This is a genomic window from Streptomyces sp. NPDC020299, assembly GCF_044387825.1.
Lineage (GTDB): Bacteria > Actinomycetota > Actinomycetes > Streptomycetales > Streptomycetaceae > Streptomyces.
The window spans coordinates 138842-156456 of record NZ_JBIRWL010000009.1; the positions used below are offsets into that span (position 1 = coordinate 138842).

The 17615-nt window shown below is 72.8% G+C and carries 17 protein-coding genes and 1 pseudogene; 8 read left to right on the plus strand and 10 right to left on the minus strand.

Annotated elements, in window-relative coordinates; translation table 11 throughout:
- Window positions 1–77: 77 nt before the first annotated feature.
- The gene (locus tag ACH45E_RS23565) at window positions 78–746 is read right to left on the minus strand and encodes a response regulator transcription factor (protein ID WP_361439436.1); all 669 of its coding nucleotides are present in this window, start codon (window positions 744–746) and stop codon (window positions 78–80) included.
- Window positions 747–759: 13 nt separating this feature from the next.
- Window positions 760–2004 carry a histidine kinase gene (locus ACH45E_RS23570; protein ID WP_361440239.1) on the minus strand — a complete coding sequence of 415 codons (1245 nt, stop codon included), beginning with the start codon at window positions 2002–2004 and terminating at the stop codon, window positions 760–762.
- A 205-nt stretch (window positions 2005–2209) separates the two neighbouring features.
- On the opposite strand from ACH45E_RS23570, the gene ACH45E_RS23575 reads away from it, so the two are divergent.
- On the plus strand, window positions 2210–2410 hold the full coding sequence (locus ACH45E_RS23575; protein ID WP_361439437.1) for a hypothetical protein: 201 nt from the start codon (window positions 2210–2212) through the stop codon (window positions 2408–2410).
- Window positions 2411–2479: 69 nt separating this feature from the next.
- On the opposite strand, the gene ACH45E_RS23580 is transcribed toward ACH45E_RS23575, so the two are convergent.
- Together ACH45E_RS23580 and ACH45E_RS23585 are read right to left on the minus strand one after the other, a co-directional pair.
- Window positions 2480–2875, minus strand: a complete 396-nt coding sequence (locus tag ACH45E_RS23580; protein WP_361439439.1) for a ribonuclease — start codon at window positions 2873–2875, stop codon at window positions 2480–2482.
- A gap of 168 nt (window positions 2876–3043) precedes the next feature.
- On the minus strand, window positions 3044–3871 hold the full coding sequence (locus ACH45E_RS23585) for an AIM24 family protein (protein ID WP_361439440.1): 828 nt from the start codon (window positions 3869–3871) through the stop codon (window positions 3044–3046).
- A 100-nt stretch (window positions 3872–3971) separates the two neighbouring features.
- Between ACH45E_RS23585 and ACH45E_RS23590 the strand changes: the two genes are divergently transcribed.
- Entirely contained in the window at window positions 3972–4730 is a 759-nt protein-coding gene (locus tag ACH45E_RS23590) for an SDR family oxidoreductase (RefSeq protein ID WP_361439442.1), read from the plus strand.
- A gap of 135 nt (window positions 4731–4865) precedes the next feature.
- Here ACH45E_RS23590 and alc read toward each other — a convergent pair whose 3' ends face one another.
- The gene (alc, locus tag ACH45E_RS23595) at window positions 4866–5981 is read right to left on the minus strand and encodes an allantoicase (protein WP_361439444.1); all 1116 of its coding nucleotides are present in this window, start codon (window positions 5979–5981) and stop codon (window positions 4866–4868) included.
- Window positions 5982–6034: 53 nt separating this feature from the next.
- Window positions 6035–7372, minus strand: a complete 1338-nt coding sequence (gene allB, locus ACH45E_RS23600; RefSeq protein ID WP_361439446.1) for an allantoinase AllB — start codon at window positions 7370–7372, stop codon at window positions 6035–6037.
- A 202-nt stretch (window positions 7373–7574) separates the two neighbouring features.
- Between allB and ACH45E_RS23605 the strand changes: the two genes are divergently transcribed.
- Entirely contained in the window at window positions 7575–8357 is a 783-nt protein-coding gene (locus ACH45E_RS23605; RefSeq protein WP_361439447.1) for an IclR family transcriptional regulator, read from the plus strand.
- A gap of 44 nt (window positions 8358–8401) precedes the next feature.
- On the opposite strand, the gene ACH45E_RS23610 is transcribed toward ACH45E_RS23605, so the two are convergent.
- Complete coding sequence (locus ACH45E_RS23610; RefSeq protein ID WP_361439449.1) at window positions 8402–8716, minus strand: DUF5955 family protein; 315 nt, start codon at window positions 8714–8716, stop codon at window positions 8402–8404.
- A 192-nt stretch (window positions 8717–8908) separates the two neighbouring features.
- On the opposite strand from ACH45E_RS23610, the gene ACH45E_RS23615 reads away from it, so the two are divergent.
- Both ACH45E_RS23615 and aceB read left to right on the plus strand, forming a co-directional pair.
- A complete protein-coding gene (locus ACH45E_RS23615; RefSeq protein ID WP_361439451.1) occupies window positions 8909–9508 on the plus strand; it encodes a nucleotidyltransferase family protein in 600 nt (199 codons plus the stop codon).
- A gap of 111 nt (window positions 9509–9619) precedes the next feature.
- On the plus strand, window positions 9620–11254 hold the full coding sequence (aceB, locus tag ACH45E_RS23620) for a malate synthase A (RefSeq protein WP_361439453.1): 1635 nt from the start codon (window positions 9620–9622) through the stop codon (window positions 11252–11254).
- A 3-nt stretch (window positions 11255–11257) separates the two neighbouring features.
- Here aceB and ACH45E_RS23625 read toward each other — a convergent pair.
- The 3 genes and pseudogenes from ACH45E_RS23625 to ACH45E_RS23635 all read right to left on the minus strand — a co-directional run bounded on the left by ACH45E_RS23625 (window position 11258) and on the right by ACH45E_RS23635 (window position 13881).
- Window positions 11258–11447: pseudogene (locus ACH45E_RS23625) on the minus strand (SelT/SelW/SelH family protein).
- Entirely contained in the window at window positions 11444–12358 is a 915-nt protein-coding gene (locus tag ACH45E_RS23630) for a HipA family kinase (RefSeq protein ID WP_361439455.1), read from the minus strand. The pseudogene ACH45E_RS23625 and the gene ACH45E_RS23630 overlap by 4 nt, the downstream one beginning before the upstream one ends.
- Before the next feature lie 20 nt (window positions 12359–12378).
- The gene (locus ACH45E_RS23635; protein ID WP_361439457.1) at window positions 12379–13881 is read right to left on the minus strand and encodes an IucA/IucC family protein; all 1503 of its coding nucleotides are present in this window, start codon (window positions 13879–13881) and stop codon (window positions 12379–12381) included.
- 90 nt (window positions 13882–13971) lie between these two features.
- On the opposite strand from ACH45E_RS23635, the gene ACH45E_RS23640 reads away from it, so the two are divergent.
- Genes ACH45E_RS23640 through ACH45E_RS23650 form a run of 3 tightly spaced genes read left to right on the plus strand, consistent with a single transcriptional unit; the run spans window position 13972 to window position 17591 of the window.
- Window positions 13972–15501 carry an IucA/IucC family protein gene (locus ACH45E_RS23640; protein WP_361439459.1) on the plus strand — a complete coding sequence of 510 codons (1530 nt, stop codon included), beginning with the start codon at window positions 13972–13974 and terminating at the stop codon, window positions 15499–15501.
- 9 nt (window positions 15502–15510) lie between these two features.
- Window positions 15511–16776, plus strand: a complete 1266-nt coding sequence (locus tag ACH45E_RS23645) for a VWA domain-containing protein (RefSeq protein WP_361439461.1) — start codon at window positions 15511–15513, stop codon at window positions 16774–16776.
- The gene (locus ACH45E_RS23650; protein WP_361439463.1) at window positions 16776–17591 is read left to right on the plus strand and encodes a hypothetical protein; all 816 of its coding nucleotides are present in this window, start codon (window positions 16776–16778) and stop codon (window positions 17589–17591) included. The genes ACH45E_RS23645 and ACH45E_RS23650 overlap by 1 nt, the downstream gene beginning before the upstream one ends.
- The last annotated feature ends 24 nt before the right edge of the window (window positions 17592–17615 follow it).

Consider the following 17615-nt stretch of genomic DNA (forward strand, 5'->3'; position numbering starts at 1 on the left):
TACTTGGGTTTTTGGCCGGTGCGGCGAGAGTGCGTGCCGGGCGCCGTGGGTGCTGTGCGGGACTTTCGAAACACCCCCTAGTCCTTCTCCTCCAGGAGCCCCGCGTCATGGGCGAGCAGGGCGATCTGCACGCGGTTGTTCAGGTCGAGCTTGGCCAGGATGCGGGAGACGTGGGTCTTGACGGTGGCGATGCTCATGAAGAGCCCGGCGGCGATCTGGGCGTTGGCGAGCCCACGGCCGACCGCGACGGCGACCTCGCGCTCGCGGTCGTTGAGGTCGGCGAGCCGCTCACGCGCGCGCGTGCGACGGGTGTCGGCGGCGTTGCCGGCCGCGTGGGCCATCAGTTGGCGGGTGACGGTGGGCGACAGCACCGGGTCGCCGGCCGCGACCCGGCGGACCGCCGCGACGATCTCGGCGGGCGGGGTGTCCTTGAGGACGAACCCGGCGGCGCCCGCGCGCAGCGCCCGCAGCACCTGTTCGTCGGCGTGGAAGGTGGTGAGGACGACGACCTGCGGGGCGTCCGCGCGGCCGCGCAGCCGCTCCGTCGCGGTCAGGCCGTCCACCGAGGGCATGCGGATGTCCATCAGGACGACGTCCGGACGGGTGCGCTCGACCAGCGCCTCGGCCTGGCCGCCGTCGGCGGCCTCCCCCACGATCTCGATGTCGTCGGCGCCCCCCAGCATCAAGGACAGGCCCGCCCGCACCAGGGGGTCGTCGTCGACGAGCAGCAGTCTGATCGCAGCCATGGGCACTACAAAATCACTGCTCTGCCCACGGCAGCCAGGCCCGCACCTCGAAACCGCCGCCTCCCGTCGCCCCGTGCTCCAGCCGTCCCCCGGCCAGGGTGGCCCGCTCGGTCAGCCCGATCAGGCCCTGGCCGGAGCCGGGGACGGGCGGCACCTCGGCCCCGGGCGCCGGATTGCGCACCGTGACCGCCAGGCCGTCACCCGGGGCTCCCGCCACGGTGACCGTGACCTCCGTGCCGGGGGCGTGCTTACGGGCGTTGGTCAGGCACTCCTGGGCTATCCGGTAGGCCGTGCGGCCGACGGAAGCGGGAACGGCGGCGGAGTCCGTGACGCGGGCGTCGAGGGTGACCCGCATGCCCGCCGCGCGTGACTCGGCGACGAGGGCGTCCAGCGCGCCGAGCGTCGGCTGGGGCCGGCCCGCGTCGTCCCGCTCGCCCGCCCGCAGTACGCCGATGATCTCCCGCAGGTCCTGAAGGGCCTCGTGCGCGCTCTCCCGGATGACGCCGGCGGCCCGGGCGACCTCCTCGGTGGGCGCGCCCGGCCGGAACTCCAGGGCGCCCGCGTGCACGCTGAGCAGCGTGAGCCGGTGGGCCAGCACATCGTGCATCTCGCGGGCGATGGCCTCCCGGGCGAGCCGCTGGGCCTGTTCGGCCCGCAGCCGCGCCTCGGTCTCGGCGCGGCGGGCGCGGTCGCGCAGGCTGAGCATCAGCTGCCGTTTGGAGCGGACGAACATGCCCCAGCCGATGACCGAGAGGGTGAGCAGCACGGTGAACGCGACGATGCCCGCGTAGTCCAGGTCGGGGTCGGGGCGCAGCCAGAAGTAGACCGGGACGAGCGCGAGTTCGATGCCGCCGATCCAGGCCACGTACCGGAAGGGCCAGTGCACGGTGAGGGTGAACAGGGCGACCATGGCGGCGCCGCCCGCCGTGTCCGACAGGAAGCTGCCCGGGACCATGGCGACGGCCAGCCCGACCGGCCACCGGCGGCGCAGCCAGAGCGCCGCGCAGGCGAGCGCGCCGAGCAGTTGGTCGAGAACGGCGAGCGCGTGCGGTATGTGGGGGTCGTGCCGCAGGGTGTCCGCCGCGGCCAGGCCCACGGCGACGGCGAGCAGGAAGCAGCAGAAGTCGACGAGCCAGTCGCGCGCGGTGCGCCGGGGCCGCCGCCCGGCGGTGACGGCGTCCGGGTCCAGCTCGTGGATCAGGGCGGACGGGAACAGCCACCGGCGGACCGCGAACGCCTGCGGCGCCCCGGGCGGCATCTCAACCTGCGCGATCGACGACTTCACGGTCGGCAAATCTATGCGGCCACCGGACGGGGCACCGCCCCTCGCGCGGGATCGGCGACGAAAGTCGGGCCACCATGGACTTTCGGCGGCCCGCCCCGGCGGCAGCGCAGTCCTTGGGCGGGCACGACTCGCCCCGCGGCCGATGCGTGGGGGGAGGCCGCGGGGCGAGGGTCGTGTCATGAAACAGGTGCTGGAACTGATCGGATTCATCGCCCTGGTACAGGGCGTGCTGGGCCTGGTGCACGAGTTCACCCACTGGCACGTGGGTCTCGTGCAGCGGCTCGGCTTCCTCGACGGCTACGAGGTCTACGCGAGCATCGCGCTCGTGGTGCTCGCGTTCGCGTTGTTCGCCGCCGCGGAGAGCCGGGACCCCGGCTGAGCGCCGGCCGGGGCCCCGGCGGGTCGCGCCGTTCCCTCGGGCCTGTTCCCTCGGGCCCGTCGCCTCGGCTCAGCAGCCGAAGTCGACCAGGTCGAACGTGGCGTAGTGGTCCGCGGTGTAGTAGTCCTCCTGGTTGTCCTCGCCGGTGACGATGCGCCGTGCACCGCGCGTGGAGGAACCGGGGGTCTTCACCGTGTACTCGTGGTAGTAGCCGCTCGGCTGGCTGGGCAGGACGCTCTCCCGGTTCTGGAAGACGACCCCGTCCTGCGAGTACGGGAACGGACCGCCCTGGTCGATGAGCTTCAGGGTGGTGTACGCCTGCGAGGGCAGGTCGCTGTAGCAGATGCTGCCGACGGAGGCTGCGGCCGCGTCCGCCGTGCCGGCGGAGACGGTGCCGCCGACGAAGAGGGCGGACAGGAGGGCGGCCGAGGCACCGATGCGGGTGATCCGTGGGGGGAATCTCATGGGCCTCATGATGACGCGCGTAGAGCCTGGCATGTCAATGACAATGTTGAAGATTTTCCCGTCAAGTCCGGTGAGTTTTCGGGAAGTTAACCTGCGCGGCGCCGGGAGCCCCGGGGGGCTGGGAGCTCTCGGCGAGTCCGTGTGCCGGAAGGCGGTGGGTACGGCGGTTCAGCCCGTGTGGGTCGAGAAGAGGCCGCCGGTCGGGCCCTGCTTGTCGCCGCCCTGGGCCTTCTTCAGGGCGTTGGCGAGGCTCTCGATGGTGAGGGACTGGAGGATGACCCGGCCGTTGCCCTCCAGGGTGGCCAGGGACAGGCCCTCGCCGCCGAAGACGGCGTTCATGACCCCCTGGCGGTTGAGGCCGCCGACGCGCTGGACGCCGTACTGGATGCCCTCCTCGAAGGCGACGACGCAGCCGGTGTCGACCTCGATACGGCCGCCGAAGTCGGCCGGGTTGAGGTCGATGAAGTTGCCCGCACCGGCGATGATCACCGTGCCGTACCCGGTGAACTTCTCCAGGATGAAGCCCTCGCCGCCGCTCGTGCCGGTGCGGCCGCCCTGGAAGGCGATGCCGAAGTCGACGCCGGCCTCGGCGGCGACGAAGGCGTCCTTCTCCGCGAACCACGCGCGCGTGCCGTCCAGTTCCAGGGCGCGCATCTCGCCGGGCAGGACGCCCGCGAAGCCCACGGTGCCCTCGCCGCCCTGCGCGGTGAAGTACTGGAACGCCAGCGACTCGCCGGCCAGCATGCGCTGGCCGACCTGCATGGCGGTGCCCATGGCCTGGCGCAGCATGCCGCCCATGCCGCCGTTACCGCCACCGCCACCGCCGTTCTGGGACCGGCCGCCGTTGTTCGACGGTCCGCCCAGGCGGGTCTCCATGGTCACGTTCGTCGTCTTGAACAGGAACTTCCCCGCCTCGCAGTAGACGGTCTGGCCGGGGCTGAGGTTGACGACCGCCATCTGCATGGCGTTGCCGACGATTTCTTGCTGAAGGGTCACGGGGGGAGAACGCGGGAGGTGGAGTGAAGAGTTCCGGCCGGCCGACATCGGTGTCCGTTCGCCGCCAGCGGCTGCCCGCCGGGGCCGCTGGGATGGACCCATGACCACACCCAATGGATCTCGCGAAGAAACTCTTGAAGGCAAGGTCGCCCTGGTGACCGGCGGCAGCCGCGGTATCGGGGCGGCGACGGCGCTGCGCCTCGCGCGGGAGGGCGCGGATGTCGCCCTGACGTATGTGAACGGCAAGGAGGCGGCCGCGGACGTCGTACGGGCCGTCGAGGCGCTGGGACGGCGTGCGGTGGCGCTGCGCGCGGACTCGGCGGACGCGGAGGAGGCCGCGGCGGCGGTGGACCGTACGGCGCGGGAGCTGGGCGGGCCGGACGTGCTGGTGAACAACGTGGGCGTGGGCGTGCTCGGCCCGCTGGACGGCCTGTCGCTCGCCGACGTGGACCGGGTGCTGACCGTCAATGTGCGCGGGGTGTTCCTGACCTCCCAGGCGGCCGCCGCGCGGATGGCCGCCGGGGGCCGGATCATCACGATCGGGTCCTGCATGACGCAGCTGGTGCCGGGGCCCGGCGGGACGCTGTACGCGATGAGCAAGTCGGCGCTGATCGGGCTGACCAAGGCGCTGGCACGGGAGCTCGGTGACCGTGGGATCACGGCCAACATCGTCCATCCGGGACCGATCGACACCGACATGAACCCGGCGGACGGGCCGGCCGCGGCGGGGCAGGCGGGGATGACGGCGCTGGGGCGGTACGGGACGGCGGAGGAGGTGGCGGCGATGGTCGCGTATCTGGCGGGGGCCACCTATGTGACGGGGGCGGAGTTCTCCGTGGACGGGGGGTTCGCGGCGTGAGGGGTGGTGGGGTTGTTTCGCCCCCGCCGCCCCTTCCCTTCCCGTCCCTGGGGGCTGCCGCCCCCAGACCCCCGCTGTCGGCCTGCTCACCCCCCCCAGAGGGGGGACCCCCAGACGGGCTGAGTGATCCTGGGCTCAGCCGCCCAGCGTGTGGTGGCGTGCCGCCAGGTCCGCCGCCCCCGCTTCCGTCAGTGAGCCGAACAGTCGCAGGCGGGAGATGCCTCCGTCCGGGAATATGTCCACGCGCGCGTGCGTGCCCACGGCGGGGGCCGGGAGGGCGAAGCGGTGGTTGGTGTCGGGCTGGAGGCGGGTGCGGGGCAGGACCTCCCGCCAGCCGCCGCCCTCGCCGTCCTTCAGGGACACCGATGCCCAGCCTGCGCTGTTGCCCTTGAGGTAGGCCGTGTCGATCTCCAGGGCCCGGACCTGGGCCTGGGCGGCCAGGCGGTAGCGGATCCAGTCGTGGCCGCGGTCGCGGCGGCGGCGGGTCTCCCAGCCGTCGTCCATCTTGTGGGAGCGGCCCGGCTGGATGGTGTTGCCGGCCGGGGAGTAGAAGCGGTCGGAGGCGTCCTCGACCCGGCCGCCGTTCTCCAGGGCGACCACGTCGAAGGTGCCGAGGACCTCAAGCCACCGCGGGTCCGGGACGACCTCGCCGTACACACGCAGGCGCGCGATGCCGCCGTCGGGGTGCTGGTTGACCCGCAGGTGGGTGATGCGCTGCTCCACCGATACGGAGAAACCATTCGCCGCGTGGCCGCCGACCGGCGTGCGCGGGACCAGCGTCGTCCACTTCACCTCGCCGGAGAGAAGCTCCTCGGGGGACGGGGAGCCCGGCACCGAGGTGCCCTCGATCGACACCGCCTGCGGGTAGTTGCCGCGGAAATGGGCGGTGTCGACGACGATGCCCCGGATCACGCCCGGGGCGCCGAGGCGGACCAGTGCCCAGTCGTGGTCCTCCGCCGTGGGCCAGGGGTGCTCGGCCGAGGTGCCGCGCCGGCGGCGGGTCTCCCAGCCGTCCATGATCTTGCCCTTGTGCCCGAAGCGTTCCGGGTCGAACTCGGCCCGCCCGGGCAGCAGCAGGTTCTCGCGCTCGGCGAAGAACTCGTCGTTGGCGGCGATGACACCGGCGCCGAGCCGCCGGTCGGCGAGGTCGGTGTGGTGGGTGAAGGGGAAGTCCGCGGTGCGGTAGTCCGCGTACGGGTCACCGCCTCCGTAGGGGTACGCGTCGCCGGTGAAGTTCCACATCGCCGTCACGTCGATCAGGGGTTCCTCTCGGGTCTCGGCCGCCGCGGGCGGGGAGGCGGGTGTCAGGGGGTCCGGGTGAGCAGGCGGCCCTTCGGAGCGGTGAACTCGCCGTCCGCCACGATGCGCTCGCCGCGCAGCCAGGTGGACTTCACGACGCCGGTGAGGGTGCGGCCCGCGTACGCCGTGACACGGTTGCGGTGCTGGAGGGCCGCCGGGTCCACGGTGAACGTCTCGTCCGGCGCGAGGACCGCGAAGTCGGCGTCACGGCCCGGTGCGATGGCGCCCTTGCGGTCGAGGCCGGCCAGCTGAGCCGTGCGCGCCGACATCCAGCGGACCACGTCCTCCAGGCCGTGGCCACGTCTGCGGGCCTCGGTCCACACGGCGGCCAGGCTCAGCTGGAGGCCGGCGATGCCGCCCCAGGCGGTGGCGAAGTCGTCGGTCTTGAGGTCGGCGGTGGAGGGCGAGTGGTCGGTCACCACGCAGTCGATGGTGCCGTCGGCCAGGGCCTGCCACAGCAGGTCCTGGTTGGCGGCCTCGCGGATCGGCGGGCAGCACTTGAACTCGCTCGCGCCGTCCGGGACTTCCTCGGCGGTCAGGGTGAGGTAATGGGGGCAGGTCTCGACCGTGACGCGGACGCCGTCCGCCTTCGCGGCGGCGATCAGCGGCAGCGCGTCGCTGGAGGACAGGTGCAGTACGTGCACGCGCGCGTGCAGGCGCCTGGCCTGGTCGATCAGGCTCGCGATGGCCGTGTCCTCGGCGTGGCGCGGCCGGGAGGCGAGGAAGTCGGCGTAGCGGGGGCCGCCCTGCCGGGGAGCCGCGTCCAGGTGGTGCGGGTCCTCGGCGTGCACGATCAGCAGGCCGCCGAAGCCGGCGATCTCGGCCAGGGACCGGGCCAGCCGCTCCTGGTCGAGGTGCGGGAACTCGTCCACTCCGGACGGGGAGAGGAATGCCTTGAAGCCGAAGACGCCGGCCTCGTGCAGCGGGCGCAGGTCCTTGACGTTGTCGGGCAGGGCGCCGCCCCAGAAGCCGACGTCGATGTGGGCCTTGCCGGCGGCGGCCTCCCGCTTGGTGCGGAGGTGGTCGACCGTCGTGGTCGGCGGGAGGGAGTTGAGCGGCATGTCGACGAAGGTGGTGATGCCGCCGGCCGCCGCCGCGCGCGTGGCGGTCCAGAAGCCCTCCCACTCGGTGCGGCCCGGGTCGTTGACGTGGACGTGGGTGTCGACCAGGCCGGGCAGCAGCACGTGGTCGCCGAGGTCCTCCAGGTGGGCGCCCTCGGGTACGGGCTCGTCGTACGGCAGTACGGCCGTGATCGTCCCGGCGGACACCGCGACCGAGGCCGCACGGGTCCCTTCCGGGGTGACGACCCGTGTCGAGCGCAGAACCAGTTCAGCCTCGGACACCCCGGACCCCTCTCGGTCGCCGTTCACTGACGGGAAACGGGATTCAACTTTCTGTTGAAGGAGTCTTCACTCCCCCTTCGCCGCAGTCAAGAGGCACACTGCTTCCCGGCACCTCCGACCGGCGCGCCTAGACTTTTCCGCATAGCGGAATTAAGCTTCTGAACAACAGAATACCGTTCGAAGGTCTGAAAGGAACGCGCCCGTGCCGACGTCCCGCGCCAGCACCACCGAGTCCGCGAGGTCCGCGGGCGGTGGGGTCCAGTCCCTCGAGCGCGCCTTCGATCTGCTCGAGCGGATGGCGGACGCGGGCGGCGAGGTCGGCCTCAGCGAGCTCTCGGTGAGCAGCGGGCTGCCGCTGCCCACCATTCACCGCCTGATGCGCACGCTCGTGGCCTGCGGATACGTACGTCAGCAGCCCAACCGGCGCTACGCCCTCGGCCCGCGCCTGATCCGCCTGGGCGAGTCGGCCTCCCGGCTGCTCGGCACCTGGGCCCGCCCCCACCTCGCCCGTCTGGTCGAGGAGACCGGCGAGACGGCGAACATGGCACTGCTCGACGGGGACGAGGTCGTGTACGTGGCGCAGGTGCCGTCCAAGCACTCCATGCGCATGTTCACCGAGGTCGGCCGGCGCGTCCTGCCGCATTCCACCGGCGTCGGCAAGGCCCTGCTCGCCACCACCCCGGACGACGAGGTGCGCGCCCTGCTCGCCCGCACCGGCATGCCGGCCGCGACCGAGAAGACGATCACCACGCCGGAGGGCTTCCTGGCGGCCCTGGCGGACGTGCGCCGCCACGGCTACGCGGTCGACGACAACGAGCAGGAGATAGGAGTCCGCTGCCTCGCGGTGTCCGTCCCCGACTCCCCCACCGCCACCGCCATCTCGATCTCCGGCCCGGCCGGCCGGGTCACCGAGTCGGCCACGGAACGGATCGTGCCGGTCCTTCAGCAGGTGGCGGCGGAACTGTCCCGGGCGCTGTCGTCCTGACCGGGAGCCCTTGATCGGGAACCCCTGGCCGGGGCCCCCGGGGGTCAGCCACGCGGCGGCTCGCCGAACAGGTCCACGGCGTCACGGACGTCCGACAGACCCCGCGAGAGAGCGCTGACGGAGCCGATCGCGCTCGCGATCAGTAAAAGGGAGCGACGCAGCCGCGGTATCTCGGGGATTCCGCCGACCGTCATCGCGGCCAGCGCGGCGAGTTCGTCCTCGGCGATCGCCCGGTCGGGGAACTCCGCCGGATGCGTGGCGAGTTCCCGGCGCAGGCGGGACACCGCGGTCCGCAGTTCCGCCACCCTCGGATCCTCGTCGCTGCCGGTCACTGGCCTCTGCCCCAAGCTCCGCAACACAGCCCTCCCCCTCACACTCCGTGGTGCGCCCACGCTCCCCGTCTCCCCCCGGCGCACGCCCCCCATGGCACTGGCCGGGCGCCGGGGATGCGGGCCAGTAAACGCCACCCGGTGCGGGGTGCGCCAGCGTGCGGACCGAAATTCCGTCCGCGGAAACCGGCCGCCCCGCCCGGCGTCGGGTATGCAGGACGCATGACGGACAACCAGCACCGGATCGCCGGGCTGCTCCTCGCCGCGGGGGGCGGAAGACGGCTCGGCGGACGGCCCAAGGCGCTGCTCGAACACCGCGGCCGGCCCCTGGTGGAGCACGCGGCCGGGGTACTGCGCGCGGCAGGCTGCGAGCAGGTGCACGTGGTCCTCGGGGCCGGCGCGGACGCCGTACGGGAGCGGACGCGGCTGGCCGGCTGCGTGCTCGTCGACAACCCGGCGTGGGAAGCGGGCATGGGCACGTCGCTGCGGGCGGGGCTGGACTCGCTGGCCGGCACCGGCGCCCGGGCCGCGCTGGTCTCGCTCGTCGACCAGCCGGGCATCGGACCTCAGGCGGTGGCGCGGGTGCTCGCCGCGTACCGGGACGAGCGGTCCCTGGTCTCGGCGGCGTACGACGGGGTGCGCGGCCACCCCGTCCTGCTCGGCGCGGCGCACTGGGCGGGAGTCGCGGCGACCGCGACGGGCGACCGGGGGGCACGCGCGTATCTGAGGGAGAACTCCGGAGCGATCACGCTCGTCGAGTGCGGGGACGTGGCGCGGCCGTACGACATCGACACCGAGGCGGACCTCGCGCACCTCGAGTGAGGGGGACGGCCCGAGGGTCTGGCCTCAACATCAACAAATCATTGAAATTCCACAATGAGGAAACTATTATCCACTGATACTCGGTGCCCCCGCTGAAGGAAGTGACAGCTCATGTCCGCACCAGCGCCGTCTTTGCTGACCGTCGTCGACGCCGCGCCCCTGCCCCGGCAGGACGAGGTCCTGACCGACGCGGCGCTCGCCTTCGTGGCCGAGCTGCACCGGCGGTTCACCCCGCGCCGTGACGAACTCCTCGCCCGCCGCGCCGAGCGCCGCGCCGAGATCGCCCGCACCTCCACGCTCGACTTCCTCCCCGAGACGGCCGCGATCCGCGCCGACGACTCCTGGCGGGTGGCCCCGGCCCCGGCCGCCCTGAACGACCGCCGGGTGGAGATCACCGGCCCCACCGACCGCAAGATGACCATCAACGCGCTCAACTCGGGCGCCCGCGTCTGGCTCGCCGACTTCGAGGACGCCTCCGCGCCCACCTGGGAGAACGTGGTCATCGGCCAGCTCAACCTGATCGACGCCTACACCCGGAACGTCGACTTCACCGACCCGGCGTCGGGCAAGTCGTACGCCCTGCGGCCGGACGAGGAGCTGGCGACCGTCGTCATGCGCCCCCGCGGCTGGCATCTGAACGAGCGCCACCTCGTCGACGCCGAAGGCAAGCAAGTGCCCGGCGCCCTGGTCGACTTCGGCCTGTACTTCTTCCACAACGCCCGGCGCCTCCTCGACCTCGGCAAGGGCCCGTACTTCTACCTGCCGAAGACCGAGTCGCACCTCGAGGCCCGCCTCTGGAACGAGGTGTTCGTCTTCGCGCAGGAGTATGTGGGCCTCCCGCAGGGCACCGTCCGCGCCACCGTCCTGATCGAGACGATCACTGCCGCGTACGAGATGGAGGAGATCCTCTACGAACTCCGCGACCACGCCTCCGGGTTGAACGCCGGCCGCTGGGACTACCTGTTCTCCATCGTCAAGAACTTCCGTGACGGCGGCGCGAAGTTCGTCCTGCCGGACCGCAACTCGGTCACGATGACCGCCCCGTTCATGCGGGCGTACACCGAACTCCTCGTGCGCACCTGCCACAAGCGCGGCGCGCACGCGATCGGCGGCATGGCGGCGTTCATCCCCTCGCGCCGGGACGCGGAGGTCAACAAGGTCGCCTTCGAGAAGGTCCGCGCCGACAAGGACCGCGAGGCGAACGACGGTTTCGACGGCTCCTGGGTCGCCCATCCCGACCTGGTCCCGCTCGCCATGGAGTCCTTCGACCGGGTGCTCGGCGACCGGCCGAACCAGAAGGACCGCCTGCGCGAGGACGTCCACGTGACGGCGGCCGACCTGATCGCGATCGACTCCCTGGCCGCCCGGCCCACCTACGACGGGCTCGTCAACGCCGTCCAGGTGGGCATCCGTTACATCGAGGCGTGGCTGCGCGGCCTCGGCGCGGTCGCCATCTTCAACCTGATGGAGGACGCGGCCACCGCCGAGATCTCCCGCTCGCAGATCTGGCAGTGGATCAACGCGGGCGTCGAGTTCGAGCACGACGGGACCACGGTGAAGGTCACCCCGGAGCTGGCACGGCAGGTCGCCGCCCGGGAACTGGACGGCATCCGGAAGGAGATCGGCGCGGAGGCCTTCACGGCCGGGCACTGGCAGCAGGCCCACGACCTGCTGCTGAAGGTCGCCCTCGACGAGGACTACGCGGACTTCCTGACGCTGCCGGCGTACGAGCAGCTGGAGGGCTGACTCTCACGCGGGCGTGTCCGAGTGGCCCAGGGACCTGCCCGGGGCCACTCGGTCGCGTACGGCCCGCTTCACCGCTGTCGGCTCCGGGAAGACCTGCTCCCGTCAGCAGCTCCTGCGCCAGCCAGGCCGCGCGGGGCAGCCAGCGGCACTGGGTGCAGTACTCGATCTCGACCCGCTCGGCACGGGTGTTCATCCCAGGTGCACCGACCAGTCCTGTTCCGCGGCCGGCTTGCCGTGCAGGTCAGGGACCCGTTTGAGCCAGTTCGGCCGGCCCTGCCGGGTCCGTGCCGCGCGCCGGGCCTCCTCGGTGGCGAGTTCCTCCCGGCTGGGGAAGTCGGTGGGCAGCCAGGCCTCGGAGGCCCGCACGCGCGCGTGGAGGTAGTCGACGTACGCCGCGCGGATGTCGTCCGGCGTGGCGAAGCCCTCCTCGCCGGCCAGCCAGGCGTCCGGGACCTCGGCCACGATGTCCCGCAGCAGTTCCCGGGTGACCCTGGGTGCGAGCTCCGCGTCGGCGGCCCGTACGTCGGGGGCGTAGTGGCCGAGCGCGTGGTGGCGGAAGTCGTACGCCTTCGTGGGGTCGGAGGCGTCCCAGCGGTGGTGGAAGACCAGGGCGGCGCCATGGTCGATGAGCCACAGGCGTGGCGGGGCCGTCCCGAAGGTGGGCCAGACCATCAGGTTCGAGCTGTGGACCGTGCGGTCGACGTTCACGGTCAGGGCGTCGAGCCAGACGATCCTGCCCGCTTCGAGCGGGTCCACCCGGAAGGCCTTGGCGACCTCCGGGGTGAAGTCCTCGGCGCCCGGCAGGTAGTCCATGCCGAGATTGACGCCGGCGCTGGCGCCGTGCAGCTCCCGTACCTCCTGGTGGGGCTCGTGGGCGGCGATCGCCGGGTCGAAGTGCACCAGGACCAGTTCGGGGAAGCGCAGGTCCAGCGCACGGGCAAGTTCGCCCACGATCACCTCGGCGACCAGCGCCTTGCGGCCCTGCGCGGAGCCGGTGAACTTCACGACGTAGGTGCCGAGGTCGTCGGCCTCGACGACACCGGGCACGGAGCCGCCGGACCGCAGCGGGGTCACATAGCGAACAGCAGTCACGTCACGCAGCACACCGGCCAGGGTAATTCAGATCATGTACGGGCCAGCGGGTTCGGCAGCGGCAGGTAGCGGGCGTCGGCGCCGTCCGCGCCGGTCCAGCGCAGCAGCAGGTTCGTCTTGCCGGGCAGGGTGGGCGAGGCGAGCAGGGCGGGGATCTCCGGCAGGTCGTGGGCCGCGAGGGCGCGGCGGGCGGCGGGCCAGGGGTCGAGGCCCGGATGGTGCTCGGCCAGGACGGCGGCGATCTCGGTGAGGTGGTTGACGACGAGGCAGTACACCAGCCGTTCCCAGCCGGCCGCGCGGGTCACGTCCGGCAGCAGCTTGACGCCCTCGGCGTCCCGGAACAGCGCCTGGACGGGCGTACCGGACGCGTCGACGGCGACCAGGGTGTTCTGCAGGTGCGCCTCCAGCACCACGCCGTGATCGGCGAAGGCGGTCAGGGCCGGGGGGACGACCTGGTGCAGGTACGCCTCCCACCAGGCGGCCGGGTCGGCGGCGCGGGCCAGGGGGTTGCCGTCGAAGCCCTCCACGAGTCCGGCGGCGAGCAGGGGGGTGGCGCCGGGCAGCAGCAGGCCGCGCAGACCGTCGCGCACCAGGACGGCCAGTTCCTCGAAGGCGAAGGCGGCGGTGCGGTAGCCGCGGTCGCCGAGCCAGGCCGCCGGGCCGTCGCTCGCGGCGAGGGCCTCGGCCGCGGCCGTGTCGTTGCGGCGCAGCTTCGCCAGGTCGTGGCGCCACAGGCGGCGGATGTCGTTGGTGATGCGCACGTCCAGGCTGAACTTCAGGTGCAGGTCGCGGCGCGGCTCGTACAGGGTGCGCACCGCCGCCGTCGGCCAGGCCTCGAACGGGGTCGTGCCCAGGCGGACCAGGCGGCCGTCGGCGAAGGCGGGGGCGAGGGCGGGCCCGGCGAGATCGAGCTGCCAGGGGTGGGCGGGCAGCAGCCGGTAGCCGGGCGGGGCGGTGCCCAGGGCGTCGAGCGCGCGGGTGTCGCCCTCCTCGGCCACCTCGTCCTCGCGCACGCCGAGCAGCACCAGCGGGAAGCGGGCGTGGGCCTCGGGGGCGTACGGCAGCCAGCCGGCCACGGGGCCGCCGCCGCGTGCCTTGGGCGCGGGGTGGTGAGGATGTCCGGTGATGAGGGACTGTTCGGAGCGCAGATACGGGTCGTCGGGCGGTGTCGCCCGGGCGCGCGCGGCGAGCAGCGCGGCGACCGCGTCCCGGCTGTCGGTCATCTCGATGGGCAGGTCGTCGTTGGAGATCCCGGTGTGGCGGCGCAGCTCCTCGGCGACCAGTTTCACCAGCTCGGTGTGGCCGACGCGCTGCCAGCCGCCGGCCGTGCGCACCTCGGGCTCGGCGGGCCGCCGCCGGCCGCGCGCCCGCAGCAGGCGGCCGGTGCCGGGCAGCCGGTACGTCCGCCGTCCCCCGGACATGGCGAGCGGCTCGGCCACCTCCCGCAGCAGACAGTTGAGCAGGGGGGCGGCCGCGTACGCGTCGGCGCGTTCCGCGTCGCGGTCGCTGGGGAGCATGTGGTCCACGCGATCCATTCGTTCTTCGTCCGGGATCCGATCGCGATCAGTATGTCTGTCGTCCCTGGCCATCGTGCCCGTCACTATTCCGTACCCGAGGAGCCGTCCGTGTACCGTCCCCCCACCGCCGAGGCCGAGATCGAGGTCGCCAAGGAGCTGGCCGCCGTCCGGCCCGATCTGGTGCCCCGGTACTCGGCCGCGCTGCCGGGTGCGCGGGCGGCCGTGCTGACCCGTCTGTGGCGGGCGCTCGCCCATGAGCCGCTGCCGTGGATCACCCGCCGGGTGACCGAGGCGGGGGGCCTGGTGCTGCGGCTGGCCGACGGCCGGGGGCTGCGCGGCCCGCACCCGGATCCGTACGCGACCGACGCGTACGTCACCGCCGTCCACCTCGGCGGCGTGACCCACGACGACCCGGCCCGGCTGATGACGGACCTCGCGGTGCCGCATGCGGCGGCCTTCGCCGGCGAGCTGGGGCACAGTGTCGCCTCGCTGGCGCTCTCGCGCGCCGGCCGGCCGGATCGTCCTCAGGGGTGGCCTCAGCGGGACCAGGACTGGGAGTGGGAGCAGCGGGTGGTCGACGGGCATCCCTTCCACCCCAACTGCCGTTCCCGGCCCGGTTTCTCGGTGGCCGAGCAGTTCGCCTACGGGCCGGAGCACCGGCCGGTGGTGGAGCTGGGGACGGTCCCGGTCCCGGCGCGGGAGTGTCTGGTCGCCGGGGCGTGGCCGGACGAACTGCGGGACGGGGAGAACCTGTTGGTCCCGGTTCACCCGTGGCAGACGGCGCATGTGCTCAAACGCCCGTACGACGCCTGGTCGGACGCCCATCCCCTGATGTCGCTGCGCACCCTCGCGCTGCCCGGCGGACCGCACGTCAAGACCGCGCTGAGCGCCCGGCTGACGTCCTCGGTACGGGACATCTCGGCGTACTCGGTGGGGGCGTCGGCGACGCTGTCGGCGTTCGCGGAGGATCTGGCGGCCCGCACGGACGGCGCGCTGCACGTCACGCGTACCCTCGGCGCGGTGTCCGCCGGCTCCCCCGATCTGGCGGCCCTGTTGCGCGAGTCACCGCGGCTGTACGTCTCCGGGGACGAGCATGTCCTGCCGGTGGCCGCCCTCGCCACCACCGATCTGCCGCGATCCCCCGCCTGGCTGGCCGACTTCACCGGCCTCGCCCTCCAAGTGGGCCTGCGCCTGCTGGAGCTGGGCGTCGCCCTGGAGGCCCACGGCCAGAACCTCCTGGTCGTCCTGTCCCCCGACGGCTCCCCCCGCCGCCTCGTCTACCGCGACCTCGCCGATATCCGCATCAGCCCCGCCCGGCTGACCCGTCACGGCATCACTCCCCCGGCGCTGACCGGCCGGCTGATCACCGACGACGAAACGACCCTGCGCCGCAAGCTGTTCGGCTCCCTGGTGGCCGGCGCCCTGGCCGCGACGGCCGGCTCAGGACCGGCCCTCGCCACGGCCCTGGAGACGGCGGTACGGGATCTGCCGCCCGGCCCCGACCTGACGGCCCTGCGCGAAGCCCCCGTCCCCACGAAGGCGTTGACGCTGATGCGGCTGTCGCCGACGACGCCGGGTGATCAGTGGACCACCCTGCCCAACCCGCTCGTTTTGGAGCACGGCACCCGAGATCAATAGGATCCGCCGATGATCAGAAGACAACGGCTGGCGGCGGGGGTCTGTGCCCTCCTCGCCGCGCTGACGGCAGGGTTCGCGTTCCCCGCCGGGGCGGTCGCCGACGAGACGGACGGCAAGGCCGCTCCCAAGGTGGAACTGGTGCTGGACGTCAGCGGTTCCATGCGGGCGCGGGACATAGACGGCGGGTCGCGGATGGCCGCGGCGAAGCAGGCGTTCAACGAGGTGCTCGACGCGACGCCCGAGGAGGTCCAGCTCGGCATCCGCACCCTCGGCGCCAACTACCGTGGCAATGACCGCAAGACGGGCTGCAAGGACACCGCGCAGCTCTACCCGGTCAGCACGCTGGACCGCACCGAGGCGAAGACCGCGGTCGCCACGCTGACGCCGACCGGCTGGACCCCCATCGGTCCCGCGCTGCTGAAGGCGGCCGACGATCTCGACGGCGGTGACGGCACCCGCCGGATCGTCCTGATCAGCGACGGCGAGGACACCTGCCAGCCGCTGGACCCGTGCGAGGTGGCCCGCGAGATAGCCGCCAAGGGCATCGGGCTGACCATCGACACCCTCGGCCTGGTCCCCGACGCCAAGACCCGCGACCAGCTCAGCTGCATCGCGGACGCGACGGGCGGCACCTACACCGACGTCCGGCACAAGGAGGAACTCAGCGACCGGGTCGGCCAGTTGGTCGACCGGGCCGCCGATCCGGTGGTGACGCCGGTGGCCACTCAGGGCGCGGCGCAGTGCTCGGACGCGCCCGCGCTGAAGTCCGGCCTCTACACGGACCGCGAGGAGTTCGGGCAGCAGCGCTGGTACAAGGTGGACGTCAAGCCCGGTCAGGAAGTGCGTGCTTCGGTGAGCGTGGCGGCCGACCGGGCCGTGGGTCCGGACTACGGGGTGCTGCTGCGGGCGGTGACGGTGCACGACCGGGAGATCGTGCGCGGCGAGGCCGCGGGCGACGGCCGTACGGACGTCATCTCGACGGGTCTGCGCTACCCGAGGCCGGAGAGCGACGACGAGAACACCCCCGCCGAGACCGTGTGCCTCCAGGTCACCAACTCCTTCTCGCCGGCCTCGGGTGTGAAGACCAAGCCAGGTCTGCCGCTGGAGCTGACCGTGGACGTCGTGGACGGACCGGACAAGGCGGGCGACGTGGCCTCCTTCGGCCTCGGGCGCGGCTGGTGGCTGCTCGGCGCGCTGGTGCTGGCCGGCTTCGTCGCGGGTCTGCTGTGGGGCTGGCTGTCGCGCTGGCGGCTCGCGATCTGGAGGACCAACTGATGCGTATCACACGTGCGTTCGGTGCCACGCTGCTGGCGCTCGGGGCCGCCCTCGGGCCGGCCGCGGGTCCGGCCGTCGCCGACTCCTCGCCGTCCCCGAGCGCCTCGGACGACAGCAAGGCGCCCACCCAGGCGGGCACCTCGTTCCGCACGGCGACCGAGTTCGACCAGGGCCAGCAGGCCACGGCCAGCGGTTCCACCGGCGACTACATGTACTGGTCCTTCCCAGCGGACTCCGGGCAGCGCCCCACGGTCAAGGCGAAGGTGAAGCTGCCCGGCACACACGCCGGGCAGACCTGGCAGATCGACGTGTACGACGGTCTGCGGCGCCGCCAGTCCTGCCAGTACGGCGCCCAGACCCGCACCGCCGCCCAGGGCACCGCCTCCGTGGAGCTGGCCTGCGTCCTGCGCACGGTCCGCGCCTGGTCGGAGCCGTGGGCCAACGACCCGCTGCCGGGCACGTACTACATCCGGCTGACGGTCCTCGACCTGACCTCGGCCGACCTCGGCAAGCCCGTCGGCGCCGAGGTCCGGGTCGACTCCAAGGACATCGGCGGCGCGGCAGCGGTGGACGGTTCGCTGGCGAAGCCGCTGGTCCCCGGGATCGCCGTCAAGTCGCAGAGCGGCGAGGACGGTACGGGGAAGTCGGCCGTGCTGTCCGCGATCGAGCCGGACGACGGCTGGTCCTCCGGCTGGTGGACCGACCGCTGGGTGTGGACCGCGGTCGGCGGTGTACTGGCCGCGCTCGCCGGCATCGGCGGGTACGCGCTGACCCGCGGCTCGGGACGCCCGCGAGGGGTGCCACCGAACGCCTGACGTGACAGAAGGCCCGCCGTCAGG

Coding starts and splice junctions, on each gene's coding strand:
- ACH45E_RS23650 (WP_361439463.1), top strand. CDS start 16,776: ATGCGTATCACACGTGCGTTCGGTGCCACGCTGCTGGCGCTCGGGGCC.
- ACH45E_RS23590 (WP_361439442.1), top strand. CDS start 3,972: ATGACCACACCCAATGGATCTCGCGAAGAAACTCTTGAAGGCAAGGTC.
- ACH45E_RS23645 (WP_361439461.1), top strand. CDS start 15,511: ATGATCAGAAGACAACGGCTGGCGGCGGGGGTCTGTGCCCTCCTCGCC.
- ACH45E_RS23580 (WP_361439439.1), bottom strand. CDS start 2,875: ATGAGATTCCCCCCACGGATCACCCGCATCGGTGCCTCGGCCGCCCTC.
- ACH45E_RS23635 (WP_361439457.1), bottom strand. CDS start 13,881: ATGGATCGCGTGGACCACATGCTCCCCAGCGACCGCGACGCGGAACGC.
- ACH45E_RS23575 (WP_361439437.1), top strand. CDS start 2,210: ATGAAACAGGTGCTGGAACTGATCGGATTCATCGCCCTGGTACAGGGC.
- ACH45E_RS23570 (WP_361440239.1), bottom strand. CDS start 2,004: ATGCCGCCCGGGGCGCCGCAGGCGTTCGCGGTCCGCCGGTGGCTGTTC.
- aceB (WP_361439453.1), top strand. CDS start 9,620: ATGTCCGCACCAGCGCCGTCTTTGCTGACCGTCGTCGACGCCGCGCCC.
- ACH45E_RS23565 (WP_361439436.1), bottom strand. CDS start 746: ATGGCTGCGATCAGACTGCTGCTCGTCGACGACGACCCCCTGGTGCGG.
- ACH45E_RS23615 (WP_361439451.1), top strand. CDS start 8,909: ATGACGGACAACCAGCACCGGATCGCCGGGCTGCTCCTCGCCGCGGGG.